We start from the raw sequence: 24,801 nt of genomic DNA on the forward strand, positions 1-24,801 counted from the left end.
TTTCGCTAAATCCGTCAACTCCTTCTTTTCCTCACCGCTCTCAGCATTTGCATGCGTCGTTCAGCGAGGGGGCGAATTATAGCCAAGGCGCCACGGCGGCGCAAGGGCCATTTACGGCAACACGAACGATTTCACCAGGGTCAGCTCGCCGGCGGCCCGCATCGGCACCTGGAAGCTCTGCAATTTTTCACGCGGCGTGCCTTCGTTGGTGATGATGGACAGTCGGGCCACCGTCAGCACGGAGGTGTTTTCGCCGCTGCCGTAGTAATTGACGTAGACGTGATAATTGCCCTTCACGGGCGCCGAACTGGAAAAGATTTCCGGGCCATAGCCGGTCGTCACGTCCACGTCCAGCGCGCCGCCATCTTTCAATACGCGGTTGCCGTACCAGGCGTGGCCGCCGTCCGGCGTGACCACGTGCAGGTCGAGGTCGGTGCCGGCGCTATCCCACGACAGCACGACACGCAGGCGCGCCTGGGTCTTGCCCTGGTAGCCGTCGACAAACTGGGTGCGCGCGCGACTCCTGCCGTCGGGCGAGCGTACTTCCACACTATTGGAGCCACTGCCGAAGCCATACGGGCGGCCATAGCTGCCGTCTTCGCCCACTTCCATTGGCATCGCCACGCCGTTGACGACCAAGGTGGCGGGCTTGCCCTTGACGGCGCCCGCGATGCGCCCGCGTATCTGCGCCGTTTCGGCCTGGCCCGGCTGCAGGTTGACCGACGCGGCCGGGTAATTGACCGCTTGCGTATAGTCCTCGCGCGCGCCGGCCGAATTGCGCCAGCCGCTCTTCGGTGCGTCGATGGTGACCTGGGCCTGCGCCCATAGTGGCAATAGCATTAGCGGAATCGCGCAACGGATATAAAAACTCACAGGGCCTCCAGGTTAAGGTCGACGAGCCGGCGGGCCAGCCGCTCGACATATTCTTCGTCCTGGCCGCGCGGATGATTGCGCAAGCCAAGGTGCAGATATTCATGGGCCAGGGTGATGCGGTCTTCGCGCGTGGCCAGCGGCCGCATGTAGATGCGGTTACGCGACTGCTCCGAATATGGCGCGCCGCTTTGCAAGGCGCAGACCAGCGGCGCTTGCGGCGGCGCTTCATAACCGGCCTCGCGCAGCAGCACGCGCTGCCAGCGCGGCACGGACCGCGCCAGCCAATCCTCGTTCTGCGCCAGGCGCCGGCAACGCGCGCCCGTATTGCCGAAGGTGCTCAGGGCGCCGCCCGGATAGGCCGCCGCCAGCAATTCATCATAGTACCTGCCTTGTTTCGCCTGGCGCACCGCCTCGCTCCACGCCATCGTGCCCTCGGACGCCTGGTTACTGTGATAGCGCACGGTGACGCCATCGACGATCAGCTGGTCGGTCCAGCGCGCAATCGCCAGCGCCGCCGGCGTGGCGGGGCTGGGACTGACGCGCTGGGTCGCGCTGCTGTCGGCGATCTGCTGGCAGCCCGCCACCGTCACCGCGTTCTGCTGCAGATACGTGCGCGCGGCAATCGCCAGCGCCTTGGCCGCTTCCGGCTCGTTGGCATTCGCCTCGCGGTCGAGCACACGCGCCACATATTCATTGACGCCAAAGCGGCCGCGCAATTGCGGGCGGCCGCCCTTCTCTTGCAGCAGCATCAGCTCGCCGGTACTGCGCAAGGCCAGGTTCTGGCCATTGTCGAATTGCACATGGTAGCGGCCATTCAGAGGGCCAGGTGCGGCCACGCCACGTTCGCCGCGCACGGTGCGGATCGGATAGCGCTTGAAATAATCGACCACCACGCAACCGCCATCGTCGGCCGCGCCTACGTTCGGCAAGCTGGCGGCCAGCCTGGGCGCCCACTGTTCAAAGACATTGCTGCTGCCGCCCGCGCCGCCGAACCAGATGGGCGTGCCGTCGGCCAGCCAGCCGGCCGCGCCGCCGATGCGTTCGTTCTCGCGGCGCTGCTCGTGCCAGGAATACGTCTTCACGCGCAGCTGGCTGCCGAACCAACGGGCAGTGCCGGCGCCGCGTCCATCGAGCACCACGCGCAGCAGCGCCGCTTCCGCGTCCACGCGGCTGGCAGCCGGAATGCTGTCCAGGGCGCGCAGCAGGCTATCGAGGCGCACCATGCGCTTTGGTGCCAGCTGCGCAGGGTCGAACAACCAGGAAAAGTCGCCTGCCGGCGCGCTACCGAGGCGGCCGGTCCAGTATTTGCGCCATGGGGTGGCCGTGATCATCAGCCGCCCAGGCGAGAAGAATGGGCCACACGATTGCGCCAGCGCCGCATCGTGGCCGATGCTCTGGCCCGCATCGCAGCAATACACTTCTTCCGGATCGCGGCCGCCGCAGCGGTAGTCCGGCATCGCCACCTTGTTATCCGTCGCGTACACATACACGAACAGCTTCCACAAGCTGGCCAGCGGCACTTGCCGCGCGCCGTCGAACAGCGGCGGCGCGACACCGCTCTGGCGCAGCTGGCGCACTTCCATCTTGCCGTTGCGCCACCAGGCCACGTCCAATGAAGCCGACCAGGCAGGCATGGCCAGCAGCGTGGCAAGCATCAATGCAGGACGTGCAAAGCCCATCACTCGACCTGCAGTGCGCGCGTGGTCTTGCCGCCGCCTTCGAAGGCTTTCTGCTCCGGCTGGTACATGCGGTAAAAGCGCGCCGGCGGCAGCACGTAACTGCCCTTCTGCGCAAAGCGCAGCAAATGGCGCACCGTCACCTCGCCGGCCAAAGGCTCGATCGGCACAGCGTAGCCGTCGCGGCGCTCCGTGTGGCGCGCGCGTTCCAGCGCGGCCGGCTTGTCGCCCGCCATGACCATGCCCCAAGTAGTCGATTCGACCATGGCGCCCGGCGGCAGCGCCACTTCCAGCAAGCCAAAACGGTGCTTCGCGCCCGGCGCCGCTTTCAAGGTAATTTCATCGAGATACAACGCGTCCGTGCTGAGCGCCTCTCCCGGCTTGACCAGCTCCGTCGTGTAGCCGCCCTTGCCCGCCTTCATGCGCAGGATGCGGCGCTCGACGGCGACCGGCAAGGTTTGCGCTTCGGCCGCGTGGCTGTCGTACTGCAGCACGGCCACCGTGCCGGCCGGCGCCGGTGCGGCGAGACGTAATTTATCCGGCGCGCCCTTGGCGTCCGTCCAGCGCCAGACCGGCTGGCCGCTGCGGCTGTCGCGTTTTTGCCAGGCGCCGTCCAGCGCGACGGCCGGGCCCTTGCCGAACGATACGCCACCCAGCTTCTTTTGCACCCACATCAAGGTCATCGCGCGGTCCAGTGTCGGAATCTCGGCGCGCACACTGGCCAGCACGGCGTCGGCCTGCGACGGGGGGACTTCGCCGGCCAGCATCAGCAGGGCCTGCGCCACCGGCGCTTTGGACTCGCGCAGCACCTGCCACGAGCTGGCCACTTGCAGTTGCAGCCCATGCGGCAAGGCGATGCCATTCTGGCTGGCCACCAGCGCCACCAGGCCCAGCGACATCGCTTGCGCTTCGCGGTCAGATGCCCCGCCCAGCAGCAGGCTACCGCTGTCGCCAGGTTGGCGCGGCTTGCCGCCCAGGACGGCGATCGCGCTGTCGTCCACGAGTCCCGCCGCCAGGGTCTGCGTGGGCAGGCCCATCTCGCGCGCCATCCACAGCACCAGCGCGCGGTCGCCCATCGCATCCTTCAAGCCATGTTCGCTGTAGACGGCCAGCAGCTTGTTCCAGTGCTCGGGCGGCAGCTCGATGTGCAGCGCGCGCGCCGCGTACCAGTCCGCGTAATAGGCATAGGCCGTCATCAATGCATTGCCGGCCGTGGCATTGCCCCACCAGCCGAAGACGGCGTTCGGGCCGGCCATCGATACCAGGCGCAGGCGCTGCGCAGTCAGCAGCGTTTGCAGGCGTTCGCTTGCCGCGCCAGCGTCCGGCCCCAGGCTTTGCGTGGCCAGCGCCAGCGGAATCAAACGGCTGGCCGTCTGCTCCACGCAGCCATATGGATAGTCGATCAGGTCGTCGGCGATGCGCGCGAACTGGCTGGCCGCTCCCTGGGCGAACGAGACGCGGATATTGCGCGCATCCGCCGGCAGCTTGAGTGGAATATCCGCGGTGGCGCCATCGAGCGGCAACGCCAAGGAGCGCGGGCTGCTCCAGGCGGCGGGCAAGGTTTGCATGGCCGTGTCCAAGGCGTCGACCAGTTTGCCATTCTGTTTCAGCTCCAGGCGCAGCGGTCCGCCGCCAGCCGCCAGCGGAAATTCAACGTAGTTGACACCCGGTTTGGCGGTCAATTTTTCCGTCTTCGGCTGTGCCCCGCCGGAGAGAACGACGTCGAGCGTATGCTCCTTGCCCGTCTGGTTAAATACGGCCACCGAAGCGCGTGGCGCATCGCCGGCGCGCATCCAGTCGGGCGCCGTCCACTTGGCATAGAAATTTTTATCGGAACGCAGATAGGCGGTGCGCTGGCCCACTCGCCCCTGTTCATCCATCGCGCGCCCCGTGATCCTCCAGCGGGTCAGCGCATCGGGCATGGTAAAACTCACGCGCGCGTTGCCATTCGCGTCGGTCTTCAGCGACGGCGCCCAGTAAGCCGTGTCGATATTGTCGCGGCGCGGACGTTCGAGCACCTTCACGCCACGCTCGTTGTAATTGTGGCGCGCCGGCGCGCCCGCTGTGCGGCCCTGCGCCATGTCGTAGCTGATGAAGGACAGGCTGGCCGTCGTGCGCACGTTGTTACGGCGCGGGTGATAGAAAAAGTCGCCGATGTCCGGTGCGATTTCCGGCTGCAGTACATAGATCATTTCATCGACCACGCCCAGCGCCACCATCGTGCTCAAGGGCTTGCCATCAAGGGTGGCCTTGACGTCCAGCGTGACCTTCTCGCCCGGCTGGTAGACCTCCTTGTCGCTCTTGAACTGCAGCGCGATGCGCGGCTCGATCACTTGCAGGCCGGCGTTCTCGAACACAAAGTCGCCATTGCGCGTGTACGCCACCGAAAACGTCATGTTCGGGCCGTGCTCTTCTTTTACGGGGATGCGCACTCTCCACTGGCGCGGCGCCACCCGCTTCGCCTGGTACCAGTCAGCGGCGCCGGCCATCAGACCATGGTGCTCCACCTTGTCGCGCTCAAGCGTGAACAGCGCCTGGTCGACCTTGTCGGAGAACGTGATCAAGGCTTCGGCCGTGTCGCCCGGACGATAGCGGGCGCGGTCCAGCACGATCTCGATGCTGCCCGGCGTGGTCTGGATTCCATCACCCGACACCCAGTGGCTGGCGGCCGCCAGCAGGTTGCCGCGCTCGTCGCGCAGCGCCAACTGGTACGAACCCGATGCGGGGAACGTCACGTCCCAGCCCTTGGCGTTTGGATCGAACGCGCCGTCGGTCTTGCTCTGTTTTTCCAGCTGCACCATCTCCCAGCGCAGGGGCCTGGCCGCGCCCTGGCCATCGGCGAGCAAATCAAAATGCACGGCCTGGCCTGGATCGGAAAACTGCCGCGTGGCCTTCAGCTGGTAGCTGCTGCTCGAGCGTTCTATCATCAGCTCGCGCGTCGCCTTGACGCGGTAGGCCGCGCCATCGGTCGCCAGCACCGTCAAAATGTAGCGCGAGGGATCGGCGGCGGGCGGCAAGCTGAAGTCCACATTACCGCTGCCATCGCTCGTCACCTCCTCGGTCTTCAAGGCCACGGGAAACAGGCCGCTGTAGCGCAGTTCGCCTTCGACCATGGTGTTTTGCTGGCCGCGCAAGGACAAGGTCATCTTCGCGTTTTTCACGGGCTTGCCATCGGGGTAGCGCAGCGCGATGCTGCCCTTGACCGCCTCGCCCGTCTTGAATTCGGGCTTCGATGGCTGGACGTTGATTTCAAAGTGCGGCTTGACGTATTCGGCTACGCGGAAGGCCGCGCCATACACGCCATCCTTGTAATTGAAACGCAGTTCATAGCCGCCGGCGGTCGCTTCCATGGGCAGGCGGAAGCGCGTGTCGGCACCCGTGTCGCCGGACAGCTGCAGCGTTTGCGTCAGCAGCGGCGTGCCGTTCGGATTGAGCACGCTCAAGCTGATCGGCGCCGCGCTTGCCGCCTGCGAGTTGCGTGCGGAGGTAAATTCGCGTCCCAAAAACTTGACGTTGACTTCATCGCCCGGCCGGTACAGGGGTCGGTCCGTCACGGCATAGATCTTGGTGTTGTAGATCTCGCTGTCATAGTAAAAATTCTCGGATACGAACACGCCGCCGGCGCGGTCCTGGCCCAGCACATACGTGTGTTCCGGGCTGCCGCGCTCGAGCGAGGCGACACCATCGGCGCCGGTGACAGCCGACTGCAGCACGCCGGTGCCGTCCGTCCACGCCACATTGGCGCCCGCCACGGCGGCGCTGTTGTCGCGCCGCGCCGTCCACACCAGCATCTGGCCGGACGATACCTTGGTGACGGCCACCGTGTCCGACACGAATACCAAAGTGGTGGCGCGGTGCTCGCCGATGATCGCTTCGATCAGGTACAGGCCCGGCTTGCGTTTGCCCAGCGGGATCATCACGTTGCCGGCGCCAGCGACGATGAAGTCGCTGCTGGAGCCATCGAGCTTGACGCCTTTCGGTGGCGCGATGGCCTTGGCTTGCCAGATCGGATAGCGGAAGCTGTCGACCAGCTCCATGCCCTTGATCGGCTTGTACTGCGGATGGTTGGCGAACACGGTGCGCCGACGGATCGCGTCGTTGGTCGCCAGTTGCGGCTGCTCTTTTGTGACCGCGAGGCGCGCCTCGCCGGAAAACAGCTTGCGCCAGGCCAGGCGCGACTGCTTCCACCAGCTATCCCACAAAAAGCTCAAGGTGTTGGCCAGGCCTTCGCCCTGGTAATTGCCCTCGACCTGGATGCGGTGCAGATTACGCTGCTTTTTCAGGAATTCCATCGGTTCGGGCACGCGGTAGACGACGATGTCGGCGCCCGAATACGCTTCCAGATTCATGCGTCCCATGTCGCGGCCCGGTACCTCGAGGCGCACGCGCGCTTCATCAAGACTGCCATAGCTGGCGTCCGACAGCAGGAAGAACGGTTCGCCCTTGAAGGTGCTGTAGTTGCTCGGCTCGCGCTGCTGCGCGGAGGCGCTGCCCAGCATGAACAGCGCCAGCAGGCCCAAACATAGCAGCTTCATGACAGAAATAGGCTTCATGACAGGAACGCCAGCCGGAACACGCCGGCGAAATTGGGATTGTTGACCACAGGTTGCCACCGCGTGTCCTTCCAGCTCGTAAGTTCTTTGATATCGACGGTCCGCAGACCATTGTCGTCGGGGGTGACGGTGCCGGTGTGGTAGGCGATGCGCGCTCCCATCCAGACCATCAGATGCTGTTCGTCGCCCTGGTCGAAAAACAGCAGGTCGCCGGGCAGCGCCTGGCTGATTTCGCGGGCGATGAAACGGCTGTTGTGCTGTACCAGCGCCAGCGCCGTGACGAAGTGGCCGACATTGCCGCCCGTCTGCACCCAGCGGTTGCGCAAGGCGGCCTGCTTCGCGTCCAGTTCCAGCTCGGGCGGCAGGCGCCGGTCGCTGGCGATGCCATTCGCATGCAGCCACTTCGCGTCATGCACGGTGAGCGCTTCATTGACGGCAAAACGCACCAGGCCGGCGCAATCGCGGTGCGTCCAGCGCGGCGACGGGCCCCGTTCAATCTGCGCGTTGACGATGCGCAGCATCCAGGCCTGGAAGGCGCGGCTCTGGGCTTGCGACAGCTGCACTTGCGACTCGGCCGCCGCGCGCAAGGCCCACGCGGGCATTGCCACGGTGGCGGCGCAGGCCGCCAGCGATCGCAAGGCGGCACGGCGTCCATGCCACAGCGTCATCGTGCAGTCTCCTGCCATTCCAGCGCTTCCCACGACGTGCCGCTGGCCGGCTGCCGTTTGAGCACCATGCGCAGCGGCGGATATTTTTTCAAGGCGTTCAGGCGCGGCACCAGGTGTTCGTTGGCGGCTGCGCGCAAGACCGGTTCGTTATTCGCCGGCAGGGTATCGAAGGCTTCCAGCTGGATCAGCCGGGCCAGCGACGCCGGCGCGATCAGGCCGATGGTGCGCGCGCCATCGGGCAGCAGGTCGCTGGCGGCCGGCGCCTGCTTGCGGCGCACGGCCAGCACCTGGTCCACCAGCTTGCCGTCGGCCGAAAAGACGACCGTGTTGCCGGCCACGGCCAGCGCCGGCGTGGACTGGCCCAGCGCCGTGGCGACGCTGCGTTCCCAACGAATGGCGCCATCTTTACCTGTCGTTTTGCGCACGGGGTCCTTGCCGCCGATGGCCGCCTCGAACAGGCTGCCATAGACAGTGTCATCACCGGCCTGCGCACTGCGGGTGGCCACGAACACCGGTGTATGCAGGCGTGAATTGCCGTACCAGCACGCGGCGGCCGGGCCTTGCAGGTGCCCGGCCAGCGGCGCCACCGGCTCCGAGGTCTTGCTGCCCAGGCGCTTCAACACAGGCTGCAGCGCGGTCCAGTCCACCGGCACGCTGAAGCAGGCGCTCGGGTTGTGCGGCAGCACGGGCCACAAGGCGCTGCTGTCGTAGCCACCGTTTTTCAGCTTGTCGGCGTCGAGCAGCACCTTCGATTGCCAGGCACCCTGTTGAAAATCGAAGCGCAGCGCCTCTAACGCGCCAAAGAAGGGCTGGTAGCCGAAGGACAGGAAGTCCGCCTTGACGGCGATGCTGTGGCCTTCGGGCGCGGCGCCGTCGAGATGGAATTGCGCATGAAAGACGTTTTGCTTGGCCGGCTCGGGCGCCAGCAGGCTGGCCACGGTTTTCTCGGCCGTGCCATCGCCATGCTTGCCATCGCTGCCGTCATACAGCATGCCGGGATGGGACAGGATGACCAGGCGCTGGCCATGCGCGGCAAACAGCAAGGTGCGCTGGTAGGCATAGTTCAGCGCATACACGGGCACCTGGCCGCCATCGACGCGCAAGCTGCCGGCCACGCGCATCTGCGTATCCTTCAAGGCGATCTTGCCCGCTTCCTCGAGCAAACGCGTGAGCTGGCTGCGCGACACGGCAATCGCGAAATGCTTGAGCGAGCCGTCGGCGTCGCGCCACAAGGCCACTTCCGCCGGCTGGTCCAGCACCATGCGCAGCAACTGGTCGCCCCAGCCCAGCTCATGTTCATAGGCGATGCGGCGCAAACTGCCCTTCAGGCCCAGCCGGTCTTCGCTTTGCTCGTAATAGAACAGGAAATCCTCGCGCAGCACGTCGCGCGCCAGCGGCACCGTCAGCAGGTCGCGCGGCAAGGCCGACAGGCTTTTCGTGCGGACCAACGCGTCGGGCTTGGATAAATCGAGCTTCAGGCCGTTGACCGGTCCCATCGCGCCCCAGCCGAAAACCCGGTAGCCGACCAGTGCGGCCGCTACCACGGCCACGCCGGCCAGCGTCCCGAGCAGGACTTTTTTATTGAGTACTTTTTTCGCCAGCACCTTGTATCCTTTTAGCCTGCCGCAGCATTGACAAGTTAGTAATTATTGACAAATGGTAACATGGCATTTGTTGCCGCAGCGCACAGCTGACGCGACAGCGTAAAATAGCGGTTTCGCCGTTTTCATCGCCGCCATGACCATCCTGCTCTCCACCCTGAACGCCCGCTACACCCACGCCTCGCTGGGATTGCGCTATCTGCTGGCCAATATGGGCCCGCTGCAGGCGCAGACGCGGCTGCAGGAATTCGTCATCGGCACGAAAACCACGGAACTGGTCGAGCGCATCCTCATCAACAAGCCGCGCATCATCGGCTTTGGCGTATATATCTGGAACGTCGAGGAAACAACCAAACTGGTGGCCATGCTCAAGCGCGTGGCGCCCGAAGTCGTCATCGTGCTGGGCGGGCCGGAAGTGTCGCATGAGGCGGGCGAGCAGGAAATCGTCAAGCTGGCCGACTATTTGATCACGGGCTGGGGCGACGTCACCTTCCCCAAGCTGTGCGGCGAGATCCTCAACGGGCCAAAACCGCTGATGAAGATCCATGCGGGCGTGCAAGCGCCGCTGGCGGAACTGCAACTGCCCTACTCCTTGTATACAGATGACGATATCCGCCACCGCACGATTTACGTGGAAGCGTCGCGCGGCTGTCCGTTCAAGTGCGAATTCTGCCTGTCGGCGCTGGACAAGACGGCCTGGCCCTTCGCGCTCGAGAACTTCCTGGCCGAGATGGAATCCCTGCATGCGCGCGGCGCGCGCCTGTTCAAATTCGTCGACCGCACCTTCAACCTGAACATCAAGACCAGCCTGAAGATCATGCTGTTCTTTCTCGACAAGATCGAGGCGAATCCGGACGACCCGATCTACGCCCACTTCGAGCTGGTGCCAGACCACCTGCCCGACGCCTTGAAAGAAGGCATCAGCAAATTCCCGCCCGGCGCGCTGCAGTTCGAGATCGGCATCCAGAGCTTCAATCCGGACGTGCAATCGCTGGTCAGCCGCAAGCAGGACAATCAAAAGGCGGCCGACAACATCCGCTGGCTGTGCGAGGAATCGAACGCCCACCTGCACGTGGACTTGATCGCCGGCTTGCCGGGCGAGGATGAAGCGAGCTTCGCGGCCGGCTTCAACAAGCTGGTGGCCTTGAAACCGCATGAAATCCAGTTCGGCATATTGAAACGGCTGCGCGGCACGCCCATCATCCGCCATACGGAAAACTATGGCATGGTGTTCGATCCGCACCCGCCCTACACCATCCTGGCGAACAAGCAGCTCGATTTCATGAGCATGCAGCGTCTCGTGCGCTTCGCCCGCTACTGGGACCTGGTCGCCAACTCTGGCCGTTTTGCCAATACGGTGCAATGGATGCTGGGCGAGTCGCCGTTTGAAAACTTCATGGATTTTTCGAACTGGCTGTACGCCCACACGGACGCCACCCACCGCATCGCCATGGAGCGCCTGGCCAAGCTGGTGGCGCAATGGCTGCAGACGCGCGGCATGAGCGCGCTGGAGGCCAACGCCCTCGTGGCCAGCGACTATGCGGGCGGCGCGCAAGCGGCCGCGCATGCCAAGCCAGCCGAAGCGAGTACTGGCAGCGCCAAGGTGCGCCCGGACGTCGCCCTGCCCCAGCGGCAGGCGCGCCACCTGGCGTCCTGACAGGCCGGCGATTGAACAGCGGTGGCGGTCTGCGCCATTCTCCCTTAAACTGGCACGATGCCGACTGTACAATCGCCGAAACTGACCCTCTCCCAGACCAGCCCCCAACAGGGAGCCATCGTGACCGCCAGCGGCACCTGGCAGGTGCACGCCCTCGCGCATGACAATGCGATCAAGGCCATCGACGCCCAGCTCAAGCCCTTGCAGGGCGATGCCAAGGTGCAATGGGACCTGTCGGCCATCGACAGCATGGACCATATCGGCGCCCAGCTGTTCTGGAATGCCTGGGGCAAGCAACGCCCCGCGCAGCTGACCCTGGCGCCATCGCAGGAAGAGTTTTTCCGACGCATCGAAGAAACGGGGCCGTTGACGACGCCGCCCTCGCGCGCCAACCGCCTTACGCCCGTGATGAAACTGGGCATGGCCATCCTGCTGTTTTTCGAACATTTGAAGGGCTTTATTGCCTTGGTCGGCCAGGTGACGCAGGATATCGGCCGCTTCGCGCGCCATCCGATGCGCGGGCCGTGGCGTGAAATTTCCGCCAATATCTTCCATGCGGGATTCCAGGCGCTGGGCATCACGGCCCTCGTGGGCTTTCTGATCGGCGTCGTGCTGTCCTATTTGTCGGCGCAGCAGCTGCGCGCGTTTGGCGGCGACATCTACCTGGTCAACCTGCTGGGCATGAGCGTCATCCGCGAACTGGGGCCGCTATTGGCCGCCATTCTCGTGGCCGGGCGTTCGGGTTCGTCCATCACGGCCCAGCTGGGCGTCATGCGCGTCACGGAAGAACTCGACGCCATGCTGGTGATGGGCATTTCGCATGGTTTCCGCCTGATCATGCCGAAAGTGCTGGCCCTGGCCATTTCCATGCCCCTGCTCGTCATCTGGACGGACACGGCCGCGCTGATCGGCGGCATGGTGGCGGCCAAGGTGGAATTGAACCTGTCGGCCCGCTACTTCATCCAGAAGCTGCCGGACGCCGTGCCGCTGGCCAACTACATGATCGGCCTGGGCAAGGGTGCCATCTTCGGCATGCTGATCGCGCTGGTCTCGTGCCACTTCGGCCTGCGCATCAAGGCCAACACGGAAAGCCTGGGACGCGGCACCACCACCGCCGTCGTCACGGCCATCACCGTCGTGATCCTGGCCGACGCCGTGTTCGCCATCGTCTTCAATGGAGTGGGCTACTGATGACGGACGACACCGATATCGCCTGCGGCACGAGCCAGGACGGCCAGTTCAACCTGCACGGCAGCGCGCCCGTGGTGGACATCACGAATCTGTGGACCAAGTTCGGCCGCACCGTTGTGCACCAGGACTTGAACCTGGAAATCGAACGGGGAGAGATCCTGTCCATCGTGGGCGGCTCCGGCACGGGCAAGACGGTGCTGCTGCGCCAGATGCTGGGCCTGGAACATCCGGCGCGCGGCTGCGTCAAAGTCTTCGGCGAAGATATCAACCGGGCAAGTTCCGACCAGCTGCAACAGTTGCGCAACCACTGGGGCATGCTGTTCCAGCAGGGCGCGCTGTATTCGGCCCTGACCGTGTTCGACAATGTGGCCCAGCCCATGCGCGAATTGCGCGTGCTGCCCGAGGCGCTGGTGCACGACGCGGTATTATTGAAAATGAATATGGTGGGACTGGGCCCGGAACATGCGCTCAAAATGCCATCGGACTTGTCGGGCGGCATGATCAAGCGCGTGGCACTGGCGCGCGCCTTGGCGCTGGAGCCGAAGCTGCTGTTCCTCGATGAACCGACGGCGGGCCTGGACCCGGACTTGTCGGAAAGTTTCGTCGCCCTGATCCAGTCGCTGCACCGCGAGCTGGGCTTGACGGTGGTGATGGTCACGCATGACCTCGACACCTTGTTCGCCCTGTCCACGCGCATCGCCGTGCTGGCGGAAAAACACGTGATCGCCATCGGCCCCACGCGCGAAGTCATCCAGGTGGACCACCCGTTCATCAAGCAATTTTTCCTCGGCGACCGCGGCAAGCGCGCGCTGGCCGTCCTCGATGAAAAACAGGCGGCGGGCAATGCGGCGCAGCCGGGCGGCGACGCCGGCACAGACAAGAAAGCGGAGAAGTAATGGAAAACAGATCACATGCCCTGATGACGGGATTTTTTACACTCACCCTGCTGGTGGCCGCCATCCTGTTCGGCGTCTGGTTCAACCGCGACCGCGTGGAACGCGTGCCCTACCTGCTCGCCACCACCCTGTCCGTGCCGGGCCTGAATCCGCAGGCGACCGTGCGCTACCGGGGACTGGAAGTGGGCAAGGTCGACGCCATCGACTTCGACACGCAAAAGGCGGGGCAAATCCTCGTGCACATCAGCGTGGCGCCCGACACCCCCGTCACCAATACCACGTTTGCCACCCTCGGCTACCAGGGCGTGACGGGCATCGCCTACATCCAGCTCGACGATGAGCACGTGGGCTCGAAACTGCTGGGCACCAGCAAGGACAAGCCTTCGCTGATTCCCCTGCGCGCGGGCTTGCTCGACCAGCTGGAAAAGCGGGGCAAGCGCATCCTCGACCAGGCCGAGCAGATCACCAACAAGGTCAACAATCTGCTCAGCCCCGACAACCAGGCGGCCATGCTGGGCGCCTTCACGGAAGTGGGCAAGGCAGCCAAGGCCTTCGGCGCCATTCCGCAGCAGCTGGAACCGACCCTGACGCAACTGCCGCAACTGACGGAACAGACGCGCCAAACCCTGACGGCCGTCAGCACGGCCAGCAAGAATGTGTCGGACTTGACGGCCACGTGGAAAAAGCTGGGCAACGATATCCAGGCGCCCGGCGGCGTGCTCGACAAGGTCAATGGCACGGTCGACCGGGTCGGCAGCTCGGTGGAAACGGTGGCCAATGGCGTGTCGCTGGAAGTCTTGCCGCAGGTAATCGAGCTGAGCGGCGAGGCCCGTTCCTCGATGCGCTCCCTGAAAACCACCATGAGCACGCTCAATGAACAGCCGCAGAGCATCTTGTTCGGCGCCCCAGACATCCCGCCCGGCCCGGGCGAGCCCGGTTTTTCGGCGCCAGGCAAATAAGGAGAACACCGCATGCCTATCCCACGCAATCTCACCGCCCTGGCCCTGGCCGCCGTCTTCCTGCTGGGCGGCTGCGCCAGCCGCGGCCCCGTCCCCACTTTCTATGATTTCGGCCCGGCCGCGCCGCTGACGTCCGCGCCAGCGGCCGCGCCGGCCGTGCCCGTGCTGGTGATCGCCGACGCCAACGGTCCGTCCTGGCTCGACAGCCAACGCATGTATTACCGGCTGCTGTATGCCGACGCGCAGCAATCGCGTCCCTACGCCTACAACCGCTGGAACACGCCGCCGCTGCAACTGCTGAGCCAGCGCCTGAAAACGCGCGTGGCGCAAAGCGGCGTGAAAGTGCTGTCGACCACGGATGCGGCCGCCGGCATGCCCCTGCTGCGCATTGACGTCGATGATTTTTCGCAAAATTTCGACACGCAAACGCAAAGCAGCGGCCACGTATCGCTGCGCGCCTCGCTGTTTCGCGGCCACCGCCTGATTGACCAGAAAACCTTCAGCCGCAGCGGCCCGGCCGGCAGCGCGGACGCGCAAGGGGGCGCGCAAGCGCTGGCGGCGGCATCGGACGCCATCGCCGCCGACCTGCTGACCTGGCTGGGCACGCTGAATATCACGAAAGAATGACCGACCCCGCATCCCCAGCCAGCCCGGCGGCGCCACTGCCGCCCGTCCGTTCCTCGCCCGTGTCGCGCGCGACCCTGCTCGCCTACGTGTTCCTGATCGTGTACGCGAGCTGGTTCCCGTTCACGGGCTGGCACAGCAATGGTTTGTCGCCGCTGACGTTCCTGGAAAACACGCGCATGCCCCGTTACTGGACGGGCTTCGACGTGGGCATCAACGTCGTCGGCTACATCCCGCTGGGCGCGCTGATCGTGTATTCGCTGTTTCCAAGGATTACTGGTTTCTTTGCCGTCATCGTCGCCAGCCTGTGCGGCATGTTCATTTCCGGCAGCATGGAAGCCGTGCAAACCTATCTGCCCAGCCGTGTCTCGTCGAACCTGGATTTTTATACGAATGCGGCCGGCTGCTTGATCGGTTCCGTCATCGGCGCCCTGTCGGCACGCAAGCTGCTCGACCATAGCCATTTGTACCGCTTGCGCCAGCGCTGGTTTGCCCAGCACGCCAGCCAGGGCCTGGTGCTGGTGGCCCTGTGGCCGCTGGCGCAAATCTATCCGCAAGGCTATCTGTTCGGCCTGGGCCAGCTGCTGCCCATCCTGTCGGACTGGCTGTCGCAGCTGGCGGGCATCGATATCGACCTGGCCACGTACCTGCGTCCCGACGTCGTCTTGACGGTCGAGCAATATTGGCTTTCAGAAACCATCATCACGGCTTGCGGCATGACGGGCGCCGTGCTGACCTTGCTGTGCCTGCTGCGCCGCGCCGCGCCGCGCACCATCTTGATGCTGGGCCTGATCACCGCCGCCCTGATCGTGCGCTCGATGGCCAGCGCGCTGCTGTTTTCCCCGGAGAACGCCTTCGTCTGGATCACGCCGGGCGCCCAGGGCGGCTTTCTGATCGGCCTGATCATGCTGGGCGGCCTGGCCTTCGCGCCCCACGTGGCCCAGCGCCGCATCGCGGCCGCCACCTTGCTGCTGAGCCTGGTGATGGTGAATACGACGCCGATCAACCCGTATTTCATGTCGACCTTGCAAGGCTGGGTACAAGGCAAGTTCCTGAACTTCAATGGCGCGGCGCAATTTTTGGCCTTGCTGTGGCCTTTCATGGCCCTGTGGTTCCTGTGCCTGCCCTCGCATCGCCTGAACCGGCAGGAAGATGTGCAGCGCCAGCGTCGCGAAGACCCCCCATAAGCGCTATCATGGCGCATTGATGAAATCGCAGGAGGATAGTATGAGCGACGCACCGTATTTTGAACGCCACGTTTTTTTCTGCATGAACAAACGTGAAGATGGCCGCAACAGCTGCGGCGACCATGGCGCGGAAGCGGCGCAAAAGCATTGCAAGCGCCGCATCAAGGAACTCGACATGAATGGCGCGGGCAAGATCCGCATCAACCAGGCCGGCTGCATGGACCGCTGCGAAGAGGGCCCGCTGCTGGTCATCTACCCGGAAGCGACCTGGTACACCTATGTCGACACCAGCGATATCGATGAAATCATCGATACGCACCTGGTGGGCGGCAAGGTCGTCGAACGCCTCAAGATTTAATGCCAATTTAAGAGATATCCACCAGTATGAGCATCATGAACAGAAACTCGGAAAAATTTACCCTCGCCGGCCATGCAGGCAGCATGGAAGGCTTGCTCGATTTCCCGGCAGACACTCCTCGCGGCATCGCCCTCGTTGCCCATCCGCACCCGCTGTACGGCGGCACGATGGACAACAAGGTCACGCAAACCCTGGCGCGCGCCTTTGTCGCCCTCGGCTACGTGGTGGCGCGCATCAACTTCCGCGGCGTGGGCGCATCGGAAGGCGTGCACGACCATGGCGTGGGCGAGACGGACGACATGCAGTTGCTGTATGAACACATGCGCGGCCTGTACCCGGGCTTGCCCGTGGCCCTGTCCGGCTTCTCGTTCGGCACCTTCGTGCAATCGAAACTGCAGGAACGCCTGGCCGCCGCCGGTACGCCCGTCGAGCGCCTGGCACTGATCGGCAGCGCGGCCGGCAAGTGGGCCATGGCCGATATTCCCGCCGACACCATCTTGATCCACGGCGAACTGGACGACACGATCCCCCTGTCCGCCGTCTTCGACTGGGCCCGTCCACAAGACATACCCGTGATCGTGATCCCCGGCGCCGACCACTTTTTCCACCGCAAGCTCAATCACATCAAGAACCTCGTGATTGCCCTATGGCATGGTGACAAACCCGCAATCGCAGCAGATGATCATTGAAGTGTGGGCTTACTCCTGCTTCCACGGCTATAATTGATCCGTTTTTTCCACGCGGCCATGTCAGTAGCAACAACATGGCCCTCAGCCTTCATCTTTTTCGCAGACCAGCCTCCATGAAAAAACTTTTAGCGGCACTGGCCTCCAGTGTACTTTTCCTATCCGCCGCCTTCGCGCAAACCGTTCCCGCCCCAACCATCGCCGCCAAGTCCTGGCTGCTGCTTGACGCCACCAGTGGCCAGATCATTGCTTCGCAAGATCCGGACGCGCGCATCGAGCCAGCCTCGCTGACCAAGATCATGACGGCTTACCTGACGTTTGCCGCCATCCGCGAAAAGAAACTGGCGCTGGACCAGAAAGTAAACGTGTCCGTGCGCGCATGGAAAGTCGATTCGAGCAGCTCGAAGATGTTCATCGACCCCGCTACCCCCGTCTCGATCGACGACTTGCTGCACGGCCTGATGATTCAATCGGGTAATGACGCCGCCGTGGCGCTGGCGGAAGCCGTTGCCGGCGATGAAGGCACGTTCGTCGTGCTGATGAACCGCGAAGCCCAGCGCATGGGCATGAAAAACACGCGTTTTGCCAATCCGCATGGCTTGCCTAGCCCCGATAACTATTCCACGGCGCAAGACTTGTCCGTGCTGGCCAAGCGCGTGATCGCCGACTACCCGGAATTCTACAAAATCGATTCCATCAAGAGCTTTACGTACAACAAGATCACCCAGCCTAACCGCAACCGCCTGCTGTGGCTGGACCCAACCGTCGATGGCATGAAGACGGGCCACACGGAAGCGGCCGGCTATTGCATGATCGCGTCGGCCCGCCGTCCAGGCGGCACGGGCGAGCGCCGTTTGATCTCCGTGGTGCTGGGCACCTCGTCCGACCAGGCCCGCACGCAGGAAAGCCAGAAGCTGCTGAACTGGGGCTTCCAGAACTTCGATACGGTCAAGCTGTACTCGAAAGGCCAGGCCGTGGCCACGCCGGAAGTGTGGAAAGGCTCGAAAAGCACCGTGAAAATCGGTTTCGCACGCGATGTGCTCGTCACCGTACCAAAAGGCACGGCTGCCAAGATGAAGCCTGTGCTGGAACGCAAGGACCCGCTGGTCGCGCCACTGGCTGAAAACGCCCCGGTCGGCAAATTGAAAATGATGGTCGACGACAAGGTCCTGCTGGAACTGCCAGTCGTGGCGCTGGAAACCATCAACCAGGCAACGATCTTCGGCCGCGCCTGGGATTCGATGCGCCTGTGGATGAAATAAGCTTTTAACGTTCCCATAAAAAATGCCCGCAGATGCTGCGGGCATTTTTTTCGTCTGCTCACTTTACTTCACGGGAGCATCCTTCAGGTGCGGCTTGCGCGCCACAGGCGAGAAGGTGCCGTGGCGGCCTGCCGCAAACGTCGCTTCCGTCTGCGACGCCTCCACCGGCACGGACACCTTGCGCACCTTGGCCACCTGCGCCGCCGTCACCGGCGTGCCGCGGTTGCCCCAGCTGGTCTGGATAAACGTCACCACCTGGGCAGTCTGCTCGTCATTAAAAATGTCCGCATACGGCGCCATCGTCAGCGCCGACGGTACCGTGCGCGTGGCCGGCATGGCGCCGCCCGACAGCACGATGTTGATGGCCGACGTGGGATCGTTCGTCTGCAGCACGGCATTGCCGGCCAGCGCAGGGAAAGCCTTGTCGTAGCCCTTGCCGTCGGAACGGTGGCAGCCGGCGCAACGGTCCAGGTACAACTGCGCGCCCTTGGAATTGACGATGCCGCTGAACAATTGCTTGCCCAGCTTGTCGTCCGCCACGAAGGCCGGCGTGGCCGGGCTCGATGGCGGTAATGACTTCAGGTATTTCGCCATCGCCGCCAGGTCGCCATCCGTCATGTGCTGCATGGAATGGGCGACCACATCGTTCATGGCGCCGAACGAGGCCGTATGGCTGTTGCGGCCCGTCTTCAGGAATTCGGCGATCTCGGCCGCGCTCCAGCGCGCCAGGCCGCCGCCATGCTCATTGCGCAACGATGGCACGGACCAGCCGTCGATCACGCCGCCGCCGGCCAGGAACGTCGTGTTGCCTTCGTCCGTCAGCGATTTTTCCTGCATGCCCACGCCGCGCGCCGTATGGCAGGCGCCGCAGTGGCCCAGGCCCTGCACCAGGTAGGCGCCGCGCAGCAATTGCGCATCGCCGGCAGCTGGCGCCTTGTAAGGCTGCGGCGTGGGGGCAAAGGCCCAGCGCCAGATGGTCAAGGGGAAACGCATCGACAACGGCCACGGAATGTCGGCCGCCTTGTTCGGCGTCGGGTCCGCCTTCACGCCGTGCATGAAGTAGGCGTACAGGGCCTGCATGTCAGCCTCGCTCAGGCGCGAGTACGACGGATACGGCATGGCCGGATACACGGTGTAGCCGTGTTTCGTCACGCCGGTGCGCATCAGCTTGTCGAAATCGGCAAAGCTCCAGTCGCCGATGCCAGCCTTTTTATCGGGCGTGATGTTGGTGGAATACACCTTGCCGATCGGCGTTTCCATGCCCAGGCCACCGGCGAACGGCTGGCCTTTCGTGCCGGCCGTATGGCAGGCGATACAGTCGCCCGCGCGGGCCAGGTATTCGCCCTGGCGTATCAGCTGGGCGTTCGGGACGGTGGCGGCGGCCGACCAGGCGGCGCCGGGGGTACTGGCGGCGAGCGCCAGCAGCAGCGCGCCCACGGTATTGGTGAATGTGTTGTTCATCTTCTTGTTCTTCATCAGGCGACCAGGGGACGGGGATCTTTCAGGTATTGCTCGCGGATAGCCTTGGCCGACCAGTAGGTCAGCGCGCAAGCGAGGCCCGTCGGGTTGTAGCCGATGCCGACCGGGAACACGCTGGAACCGACGGCAAACACGTTGTGCACGTCCCAGCTTTGCAGGTAACGGTTGACGACGCTGGTCTTGCGGTCCGCGCCCATGGCCGTGCCGCCCGCCCAGTGCGTGGTCTGGTAGTTGCGCAAGTCCAGGTGGTCGCCCACGTTCTTGACGGACACCTTGATCGATTCCGGGTTCATGGCTTCGGCCACCTTCATCATCTTGTCCGTGACGAAACGGCTCATCTTGATGTCGTTTTCCTTCCAGTCGAAGGTAAAGCGCAGCAATTGCTGGCCATACTTGTCCGTGTAGGTGGGGTCGAGGTCGACATAGCAGTCGCGGTAAGTCATGTTGGCGCCGTGGCAGTCGAACGAGACCGTGTTCAAATAGCTCTTCTTGACGGCCTTTTTCCAGGCCGAACCCCAGGCGGGCGTGCCGTCCGGCGTGGCAATGCCGGAAATAGGCTTGGAGCCGGCCGGGTTGCACCAGGCGGGCGAGCCGCCGACAAAGCCCAGCGGGCCATGGTCGAAATTGTCGCCATTCCAGTCATCGAGCGCGACGCCGGTGCCGCCGGCGCCGATGAACGGGTTCGTGTTCGTGTCTTCCTTGAAGAAGGTCTGGATGGTGGACATCATCTGGTAGGCGATATTGCGCCCCACCACACCCTCGTTGCTGACGGGGTCATATGGCTTGCCGATGCCCGACAGCAGGAACAAATGCGCATTGTTGTAGGCAAAGGCGCTCGCGATGACGAGGTCGGCCGGCTGCTCGACGGCCTTGCCGTCCGCATTGATGTAGGTCACGCCCGTTGCGCGCGCTTTGCCACCCTTGCTGCCGTCGAGGTTGATGCGCACGACGTTGCAATTGGCGCGCAATTCAAAGTTCGCCACCATGCGCAGGGCCGGCATGATGTTGACGTTGGGCGAAGCCTTGGAATAGTTGTAGCAGGCGTAGCCCGAGCAGAAACCGCAGAAGTTGCATGGGCCCATCTGGCAGCCGTACGGATTCGTGTACGGGCCGGACGCGTTCGACGAGGCGTTGACGAAGGGGTGGTAGCCGACAGCCTTGGCCGCGCGGCGGAACAGCTCGGCCGTGTACGGCACTTTTTGCGGCGCCAGCGCGTAATTGTCGGAGCGGTCGCCCTCGAACACATTGCCGTCGCCGACGACGATGCCGTTGACTTTATACGCCTGGCCCGAGGTGCCGAAGACTTTCTCGACGAAATCGAAGTGCGGCTCCAGCTCGGCGTAAGTCACGCCGAAGTCCTGGATCGTCATGCCTTCGGGGATGAATTTCTTGCCGTAGCGGCGTTCGTAATGGCTGCGGATTTGCAGCTCTTCCGGCAAGACGCGCCAGTGCATGCCCGACCAGTGCAAGCCCGCGCCGCCCACGCCCGTGCCCGGCTTGAAGGCGCCGATCTGGCGGTAGGGTACGGCCACGCCCGTGATGCTGTGGCGGAAGGTGAACGTGCTCTTCGACATATCCTGGAACAGCTTGCTGCGCTGGATGTAGGTCAGCTCGTCGAGCGTCTTCGGATAAGCGCCATCGGGATAGGTGTCGCGGTACTCGCCGCGTTCCAGCGCGACCACGTTCAGGCCCGCCTCCGTCAATTCCTTGGCCATGATGGCGCCGGTCCAGCCGAAGCCGACAATCACGGCATCGACAGGCTTCATTTTTACATCTGGTGTGATATCACGCATGATGGTTTTTCTTTTTCTTTGATCGGGTACTAAAAGTTTTAGGCGATGGATACGGGAGGCAGCGGATACTTCTTGCCATACTGTTCCACCCAATCCATGTAGTCGGCGCGCGCGCCTGGGAAACCCACCATCTTCCAGGCCAGCATGTCCTTGTTACCACCGTGCACGGGGTCGCAAAAGTATCCTTCGCGCGTGTTTTGCAGCAGCTGGTTGAAGAAGACTTTCGACGGCACTGCGCCGATGTCCAAGGTCCCTTTTTGCAATTGCGTGATGACGGCGTCGCGCTCGGCCCCGTTCAGCTGCACGAAAGGCTTGCCGGACTGTTTCTGCACGGCCGCGTTGACGCCGGCCAGGGCACTCTGGTACAGCTCGCGCGGCGCCATGTGGAACTGGTAGCCGAACTGTTCGATCGATGGCACGAACGGCCCCTGCATGTACCACAGCGCGCCATAGGCGTATGGCGTGTTCATCTGCAAGTCGATGAATTCATGCGCGCCCGATTCCAGCGCGCCCGGCCCTTCGGCGTCGGCGGGAATCAGGCGGTCGACCAGCGCCGTCAAGGTGGCCCATTCGGTGGCGTCGAAAAAGCGCGGTTTGTAGGCAGGCTGGTCCTTGGAGACGGCCATGGCCAGGCCGCCGCCGGCACCGGCCAGCAAGGCCACGGCAGGCGCGGCGCCGACGGCCTTGCGCAGGAAGTTGCGCCGATGGGGCGAAATCCCGATGATTTTCATAGGTTTTCCTCAGGCGGCACGAGCCGCCACAGTGATGGATGTGGAAGTCAGAAAGAAAATACGGGCACGCGCCGCGCAGAGTGCAGAGTGCAGAGTTCACGTTGGAAAGACTGGGATATCGCGGCGCTCCACCGCCAATCTCCCGGTTAGTTGACGAGGATGATTGACAAGCAGTTGCTTTGCATTTACGGTGCGCATCGTACCATAATTAAAAGAAACATTCAGAGACAGGCCAGACGTGATTAAAAAAGAGGCAGCAGTGCGTGGCCGCCCGCGCAAGGCGGGCGTGGAAGATGCGGTACTGGAAGCGATCGTCATGCTGGTGCGCCAGCATGGGCTCGATGCGGTGACGACACAGATGGTGGCCGACGCTGCCGGCGTGGGGCGCCAGACGATCTACCGGCGCTGGCCGCGCCGCGAAGACATGCTGCTCGACGCGCTCGTCAAGCGCACGGCGGAAAAGCTGCAGCGCGCGCTCGACATGCCGGACGGCCAGGAAATCGAAGCGATTTGCGCGCGCATCTTCGACAACCTGAACGCCGATGGCCGCTTCACCTGCGACTTGTTGGTGCTGATCCACAACGATGCGGCGGCGCAACTGCGTTTTCGCGAGCAGATCGTCGCGCCGTGGATTACCCTGGTGGTGCAGCGCCTCGTCAACATCGGCGTGCGCGCCGACCTCGACCTGCGCCTGTTCGCCTTCATGCTGCAGTCGGCGCTCGTGTACCAGATGCAACTGGGCGGCCAGCTCGACGATGCCCTGCAGGAGCGGTGCTGCCGCTTTATCCGCAGCATGCTCTAGCACTGGATATAATCGTGGCGTCACCTTCTTCGCCACCACCAGAAAGCCAGCCCATGAGCCATGTGTTTCCCGCCAGCCTGCAAGCGCCACGCAGCCGTTTAAGCAGCAACGGTCCCGAACTGTCGCGCATCGTCGCCGGCATGTGGCGCATCGGCGAGTGGAATATGTCGGCGCAGCAACGCCTGGCCTTCATCGAGCAATGCCTGGCGCTGGGCGTGAGCAGTTTCGACCACGCCGATATTTATGGCGATTACAGCGCCGAAGGTTTATTTGGCGAAGCGCTGGCCCTGCAGCCGGCCTTGCGCGACAAGATGGAGCTGGTCAGCAAATGCGGCATCAAGCTGCTGTCGCCGCACCGCCCCGGCCATGCCATCCAGCATTACGACACGAGCGCGGCGCACATCACCAGTTCCGTGGAACAGACCTTGCGGCAGTTGCAGACGGACCGCCTGGACTTGCTGCTGATCCACCGCCCCGATCCGCTGATGGATTTCGACGAGATCGCCGGCGCCTTCACGCAATTGAAAGCGGCGGGCAAGGTGCTGCACTTTGGCGTGTCGAACTTCAGCCGCCACCAGTTCGAGTGCCTGCACCGGCGCTTTCCATTGGTGACGAACCAGGTGGAATTTTCGCCGCTGCACGTGGCGCCGCTGTTCGACGAAACCTTCGACGGCTTGCAGGACGTGGGGGTGGCGCCGATGATCTGGTCGCCGCTGGCGGGCGGCCGGCTGTTCCAGGGCGGCGACGCGAATGTGGAAAATTTACGCAATGTCATCAAGCAGATCGCGGATCAACTGCAGCGTCCGTTTGCCAGCGTGGTGTTTGCCTGGATCATGCAACTGCCATGCCGCCCCCTGCCGCTGACGGGCACTGGCCGCATCGAGGCCGTGGGCGTGGCCGTGGAAGGCACGCAGTTCACGCTCAGCCGCAGCGACTGGTTCGCCATCCTGCGCGCCGCGCGCGGGCACGAGGTGGCCTAGTCGATTTCGTCCGGGTCGTTGAATACCTGCGGCAGCGCAATGCCGCGCCAGCCCAGGTACCACGCCAGGTTCAACGCCAGGGTGGCGGCGATGTAGACGGCGAAGAACAGCGCGAAGAAGCTTGTTTTCAGCCACACGAGCAGGGCGATGGCCACGATCAGCACCAGCAGCGCGGCCGGGCTTTTCTTTTGCTTGGAGCTGGGGAAGCGCAAGGTCGACACCATCAGGCTGCCCACGCCGACGAGCAGCAGCATCAGCAGATAGCTGTGCAGCATGGAATCGATGGGCGCCGGCCACGCCACCACGACGGCCGCCACGCAGGCGGCCCCGGCCGTGATCGGCATGCCGACGAAATACAGGGGATCGGTACGGCCCACGTTCACATTGAAGCGCGCCAGGCGCATGGCGCCGCACGCAACAAAGAAGAAGCTGGCCATGCCGCCAAAGCGCAGCAGCAGCGGGTCGTGCACGCCCATCTGCACGAAACCATAGCAGTACAACAGGACGGCTGGCGCGCAGCCGAAATTCATCACGTCGGCGATGGAATCGAGCTGCACGCCGAACTGCGAACTGGTGCCCGTCAACCGGGCCACGTAGCCGTCGAGCGCATCGAACACGCCGGCGAGCACCAGCAGCGCCGCCGCCAGGCGGTAGGCATCCGCGTCGCCGACGCCGGCGTTATCGACGGAAATGACGATGCTGGCAAAACCGCAGGCTATCGACAGCAAAGTCACCATGCTGGGCAAGGCATATTTGGCGCGCTGCAGGCGCGATTTGGGCAATGTATTCAAATGTATGGGCAATCAAAGTAGCGGGATGAGGCAA

20 protein-coding genes are annotated in these 24,801 nt (G+C 63.7%); 11 read left to right on the forward strand and 9 right to left on the reverse strand.

The window, feature by feature from the left end:
• Nucleotides 1–111 precede the first annotated feature (111 nt).
• The 5 genes from CLU90_RS17160 to CLU90_RS17180 are packed head-to-tail and all read right to left on the reverse strand — an operon-like array spanning nt 112 to nt 9,374.
• On the reverse strand, nt 112–840 hold the full coding sequence (locus CLU90_RS17160) for a YfaP family protein (RefSeq protein ID WP_092717707.1): 729 nt from the start codon (nt 838–840) through the stop codon (nt 112–114).
• 29 nt (nt 841–869) lie between these two features.
• On the reverse strand, nt 870–2,528 hold the full coding sequence (locus CLU90_RS17165) for a DUF2300 domain-containing protein (RefSeq protein ID WP_198511231.1): 1,659 nt from the start codon (nt 2,526–2,528) through the stop codon (nt 870–872).
• Between the two features lie 23 nt (nt 2,529–2,551).
• Nucleotides 2,552–7,102, reverse strand: a complete 4,551-nt coding sequence (locus tag CLU90_RS17170; protein WP_100428489.1) for an alpha-2-macroglobulin family protein — start codon at nt 7,100–7,102, stop codon at nt 2,552–2,554.
• Nucleotides 7,099–7,770: a DUF1175 family protein gene (locus CLU90_RS17175; RefSeq protein ID WP_100428490.1), complete on the reverse strand. Its 672-nt coding sequence runs from the start codon at nt 7,768–7,770 to the stop codon at nt 7,099–7,101. Before CLU90_RS17175 ends, CLU90_RS17170 begins: the two co-directional genes overlap by 4 nt.
• Nucleotides 7,767–9,374 carry a DUF2138 family protein gene (locus CLU90_RS17180; RefSeq protein ID WP_100428491.1) on the reverse strand — a complete coding sequence of 536 codons (1,608 nt, stop codon included), beginning with the start codon at nt 9,372–9,374 and terminating at the stop codon, nt 7,767–7,769. Before CLU90_RS17180 ends, CLU90_RS17175 begins: the two co-directional genes overlap by 4 nt.
• A 133-nt stretch (nt 9,375–9,507) precedes the next feature.
• Between CLU90_RS17180 and CLU90_RS17185 the strand changes: the two genes are divergently transcribed.
• The 9 genes from CLU90_RS17185 to CLU90_RS17225 all read left to right on the forward strand — a co-directional run bounded on the left by CLU90_RS17185 (nt 9,508) and on the right by CLU90_RS17225 (nt 18,191).
• Nucleotides 9,508–11,028, forward strand: coding sequence for a B12-binding domain-containing radical SAM protein (locus tag CLU90_RS17185; RefSeq protein WP_100428492.1), 1,521 nt, complete (start codon nt 9,508–9,510; stop codon nt 11,026–11,028).
• 57 nt (nt 11,029–11,085) lie between these two features.
• Complete coding sequence (locus CLU90_RS17190) at nt 11,086–12,219, forward strand: MlaE family ABC transporter permease (RefSeq protein ID WP_100428493.1); 1,134 nt, start codon at nt 11,086–11,088, stop codon at nt 12,217–12,219.
• Entirely contained in the window at nt 12,219–13,115 is an 897-nt protein-coding gene (locus tag CLU90_RS17195) for an ABC transporter ATP-binding protein (RefSeq protein ID WP_100428494.1), read from the forward strand. The genes CLU90_RS17190 and CLU90_RS17195 overlap by 1 nt, the downstream gene beginning before the upstream one ends.
• Entirely contained in the window at nt 13,115–14,074 is a 960-nt protein-coding gene (locus CLU90_RS17200) for an MlaD family protein (protein ID WP_100428495.1), read from the forward strand. The genes CLU90_RS17195 and CLU90_RS17200 overlap by 1 nt, the downstream gene beginning before the upstream one ends.
• 12 nt (nt 14,075–14,086) lie before the next feature.
• Complete coding sequence (locus CLU90_RS17205; protein WP_092717647.1) at nt 14,087–14,701, forward strand: ABC-type transport auxiliary lipoprotein family protein; 615 nt, start codon at nt 14,087–14,089, stop codon at nt 14,699–14,701.
• Nucleotides 14,698–15,885, forward strand: a complete 1,188-nt coding sequence (locus CLU90_RS17210) for a VanZ family protein (protein WP_100428496.1) — start codon at nt 14,698–14,700, stop codon at nt 15,883–15,885. Before CLU90_RS17205 ends, CLU90_RS17210 begins: the two co-directional genes overlap by 4 nt.
• A gap of 40 nt (nt 15,886–15,925) precedes the next feature.
• Nucleotides 15,926–16,243, forward strand: a complete 318-nt coding sequence (locus CLU90_RS17215) for a (2Fe-2S) ferredoxin domain-containing protein (RefSeq protein WP_070310269.1) — start codon at nt 15,926–15,928, stop codon at nt 16,241–16,243.
• Nucleotides 16,244–16,278: 35 nt separating this feature from the next.
• Nucleotides 16,279–16,932 (forward strand): alpha/beta hydrolase, encoded by a 654-nt coding sequence (locus CLU90_RS17220; protein ID WP_058050378.1) that lies wholly within the window; start codon nt 16,279–16,281, stop codon nt 16,930–16,932.
• 113 nt (nt 16,933–17,045) lie between these two features.
• Nucleotides 17,046–18,191 carry a D-alanyl-D-alanine carboxypeptidase family protein gene (locus CLU90_RS17225; RefSeq protein ID WP_092717641.1) on the forward strand — a complete coding sequence of 382 codons (1,146 nt, stop codon included), beginning with the start codon at nt 17,046–17,048 and terminating at the stop codon, nt 18,189–18,191.
• A gap of 63 nt (nt 18,192–18,254) precedes the next feature.
• On the opposite strand, the gene CLU90_RS17230 is transcribed toward CLU90_RS17225, so the two are convergent.
• From CLU90_RS17230 to CLU90_RS17240, 3 genes are read right to left on the reverse strand one after another with little or no spacing between them, the layout of a single operon-like run.
• Entirely contained in the window at nt 18,255–19,652 is a 1,398-nt protein-coding gene (locus CLU90_RS17230; protein WP_100429499.1) for a cytochrome c, read from the reverse strand.
• A 14-nt stretch (nt 19,653–19,666) separates the two neighbouring features.
• Nucleotides 19,667–21,463: a GMC family oxidoreductase gene (locus CLU90_RS17235; protein ID WP_232731240.1), complete on the reverse strand. Its 1,797-nt coding sequence runs from the start codon at nt 21,461–21,463 to the stop codon at nt 19,667–19,669.
• Between the two features lie 38 nt (nt 21,464–21,501).
• Complete coding sequence (locus CLU90_RS17240) at nt 21,502–22,194, reverse strand: gluconate 2-dehydrogenase subunit 3 family protein (protein ID WP_100428497.1); 693 nt, start codon at nt 22,192–22,194, stop codon at nt 21,502–21,504.
• A 259-nt stretch (nt 22,195–22,453) separates the two neighbouring features.
• Between CLU90_RS17240 and CLU90_RS17245 the strand changes: the two genes are divergently transcribed.
• Together CLU90_RS17245 and CLU90_RS17250 are read left to right on the forward strand one after the other, a co-directional pair.
• Nucleotides 22,454–22,996, forward strand: a complete 543-nt coding sequence (locus CLU90_RS17245; RefSeq protein ID WP_100428498.1) for a TetR/AcrR family transcriptional regulator — start codon at nt 22,454–22,456, stop codon at nt 22,994–22,996.
• A 53-nt stretch (nt 22,997–23,049) separates the two neighbouring features.
• Nucleotides 23,050–23,976: an aldo/keto reductase gene (locus CLU90_RS17250; protein WP_092717630.1), complete on the forward strand. Its 927-nt coding sequence runs from the start codon at nt 23,050–23,052 to the stop codon at nt 23,974–23,976.
• Here CLU90_RS17250 and pssA read toward each other — a convergent pair.
• Complete coding sequence (gene pssA, locus CLU90_RS17255) at nt 23,973–24,713, reverse strand: CDP-diacylglycerol--serine O-phosphatidyltransferase (protein ID WP_232731393.1); 741 nt, start codon at nt 24,711–24,713, stop codon at nt 23,973–23,975. The genes CLU90_RS17250 and pssA overlap by 4 nt on opposite strands.
• Nucleotides 24,714–24,801 lie beyond the last annotated feature (88 nt).

Origin of the sequence: Janthinobacterium sp. 67 (genome assembly GCF_002797895.1) — a bacterium.
Taxonomy (GTDB): Bacteria; Pseudomonadota; Gammaproteobacteria; order Burkholderiales; family Burkholderiaceae_D; genus Janthinobacterium.

Excerpts from the sequence above, each read along its gene's own strand:
- CLU90_RS17190 (WP_100428493.1), top strand. The coding sequence starts at position 11,086 with ATGCCGACTGTACAATCGCCGAAACTGACCCTCTCCCAGACCAGCCCC.
- CLU90_RS17240 (WP_100428497.1), bottom strand. The coding sequence starts at position 22,194 with ATGAAAATCATCGGGATTTCGCCCCATCGGCGCAACTTCCTGCGCAAG.
- CLU90_RS17205 (WP_092717647.1), top strand. The coding sequence starts at position 14,087 with ATGCCTATCCCACGCAATCTCACCGCCCTGGCCCTGGCCGCCGTCTTC.
- CLU90_RS17250 (WP_092717630.1), top strand. The coding sequence starts at position 23,050 with ATGAGCCATGTGTTTCCCGCCAGCCTGCAAGCGCCACGCAGCCGTTTA.
- CLU90_RS17160 (WP_092717707.1), bottom strand. The coding sequence starts at position 840 with ATGCTATTGCCACTATGGGCGCAGGCCCAGGTCACCATCGACGCACCG.
- CLU90_RS17230 (WP_100429499.1), bottom strand. The coding sequence starts at position 19,652 with ATGAACAACACATTCACCAATACCGTGGGCGCGCTGCTGCTGGCGCTC.
- CLU90_RS17170 (WP_100428489.1), bottom strand. The coding sequence starts at position 7,102 with ATGAAGCCTATTTCTGTCATGAAGCTGCTATGTTTGGGCCTGCTGGCG.
- CLU90_RS17220 (WP_058050378.1), top strand. The coding sequence starts at position 16,279 with ATGAACAGAAACTCGGAAAAATTTACCCTCGCCGGCCATGCAGGCAGC.
- CLU90_RS17210 (WP_100428496.1), top strand. The coding sequence starts at position 14,698 with ATGACCGACCCCGCATCCCCAGCCAGCCCGGCGGCGCCACTGCCGCCC.
- CLU90_RS17200 (WP_100428495.1), top strand. The coding sequence starts at position 13,115 with ATGGAAAACAGATCACATGCCCTGATGACGGGATTTTTTACACTCACC.
- CLU90_RS17165 (WP_198511231.1), bottom strand. The coding sequence starts at position 2,528 with ATGCTTGCCACGCTGCTGGCCATGCCTGCCTGGTCGGCTTCATTGGAC.
- CLU90_RS17215 (WP_070310269.1), top strand. The coding sequence starts at position 15,926 with ATGAGCGACGCACCGTATTTTGAACGCCACGTTTTTTTCTGCATGAAC.
- CLU90_RS17195 (WP_100428494.1), top strand. The coding sequence starts at position 12,219 with ATGACGGACGACACCGATATCGCCTGCGGCACGAGCCAGGACGGCCAG.
- CLU90_RS17185 (WP_100428492.1), top strand. The coding sequence starts at position 9,508 with ATGACCATCCTGCTCTCCACCCTGAACGCCCGCTACACCCACGCCTCG.
- pssA (WP_232731393.1), bottom strand. The coding sequence starts at position 24,713 with ATGGTGACTTTGCTGTCGATAGCCTGCGGTTTTGCCAGCATCGTCATT.
- CLU90_RS17225 (WP_092717641.1), top strand. The coding sequence starts at position 17,046 with ATGAAAAAACTTTTAGCGGCACTGGCCTCCAGTGTACTTTTCCTATCC.
- CLU90_RS17235 (WP_232731240.1), bottom strand. The coding sequence starts at position 21,463 with ATGCGTGATATCACACCAGATGTAAAAATGAAGCCTGTCGATGCCGTG.
- CLU90_RS17175 (WP_100428490.1), bottom strand. The coding sequence starts at position 7,770 with ATGACGCTGTGGCATGGACGCCGTGCCGCCTTGCGATCGCTGGCGGCC.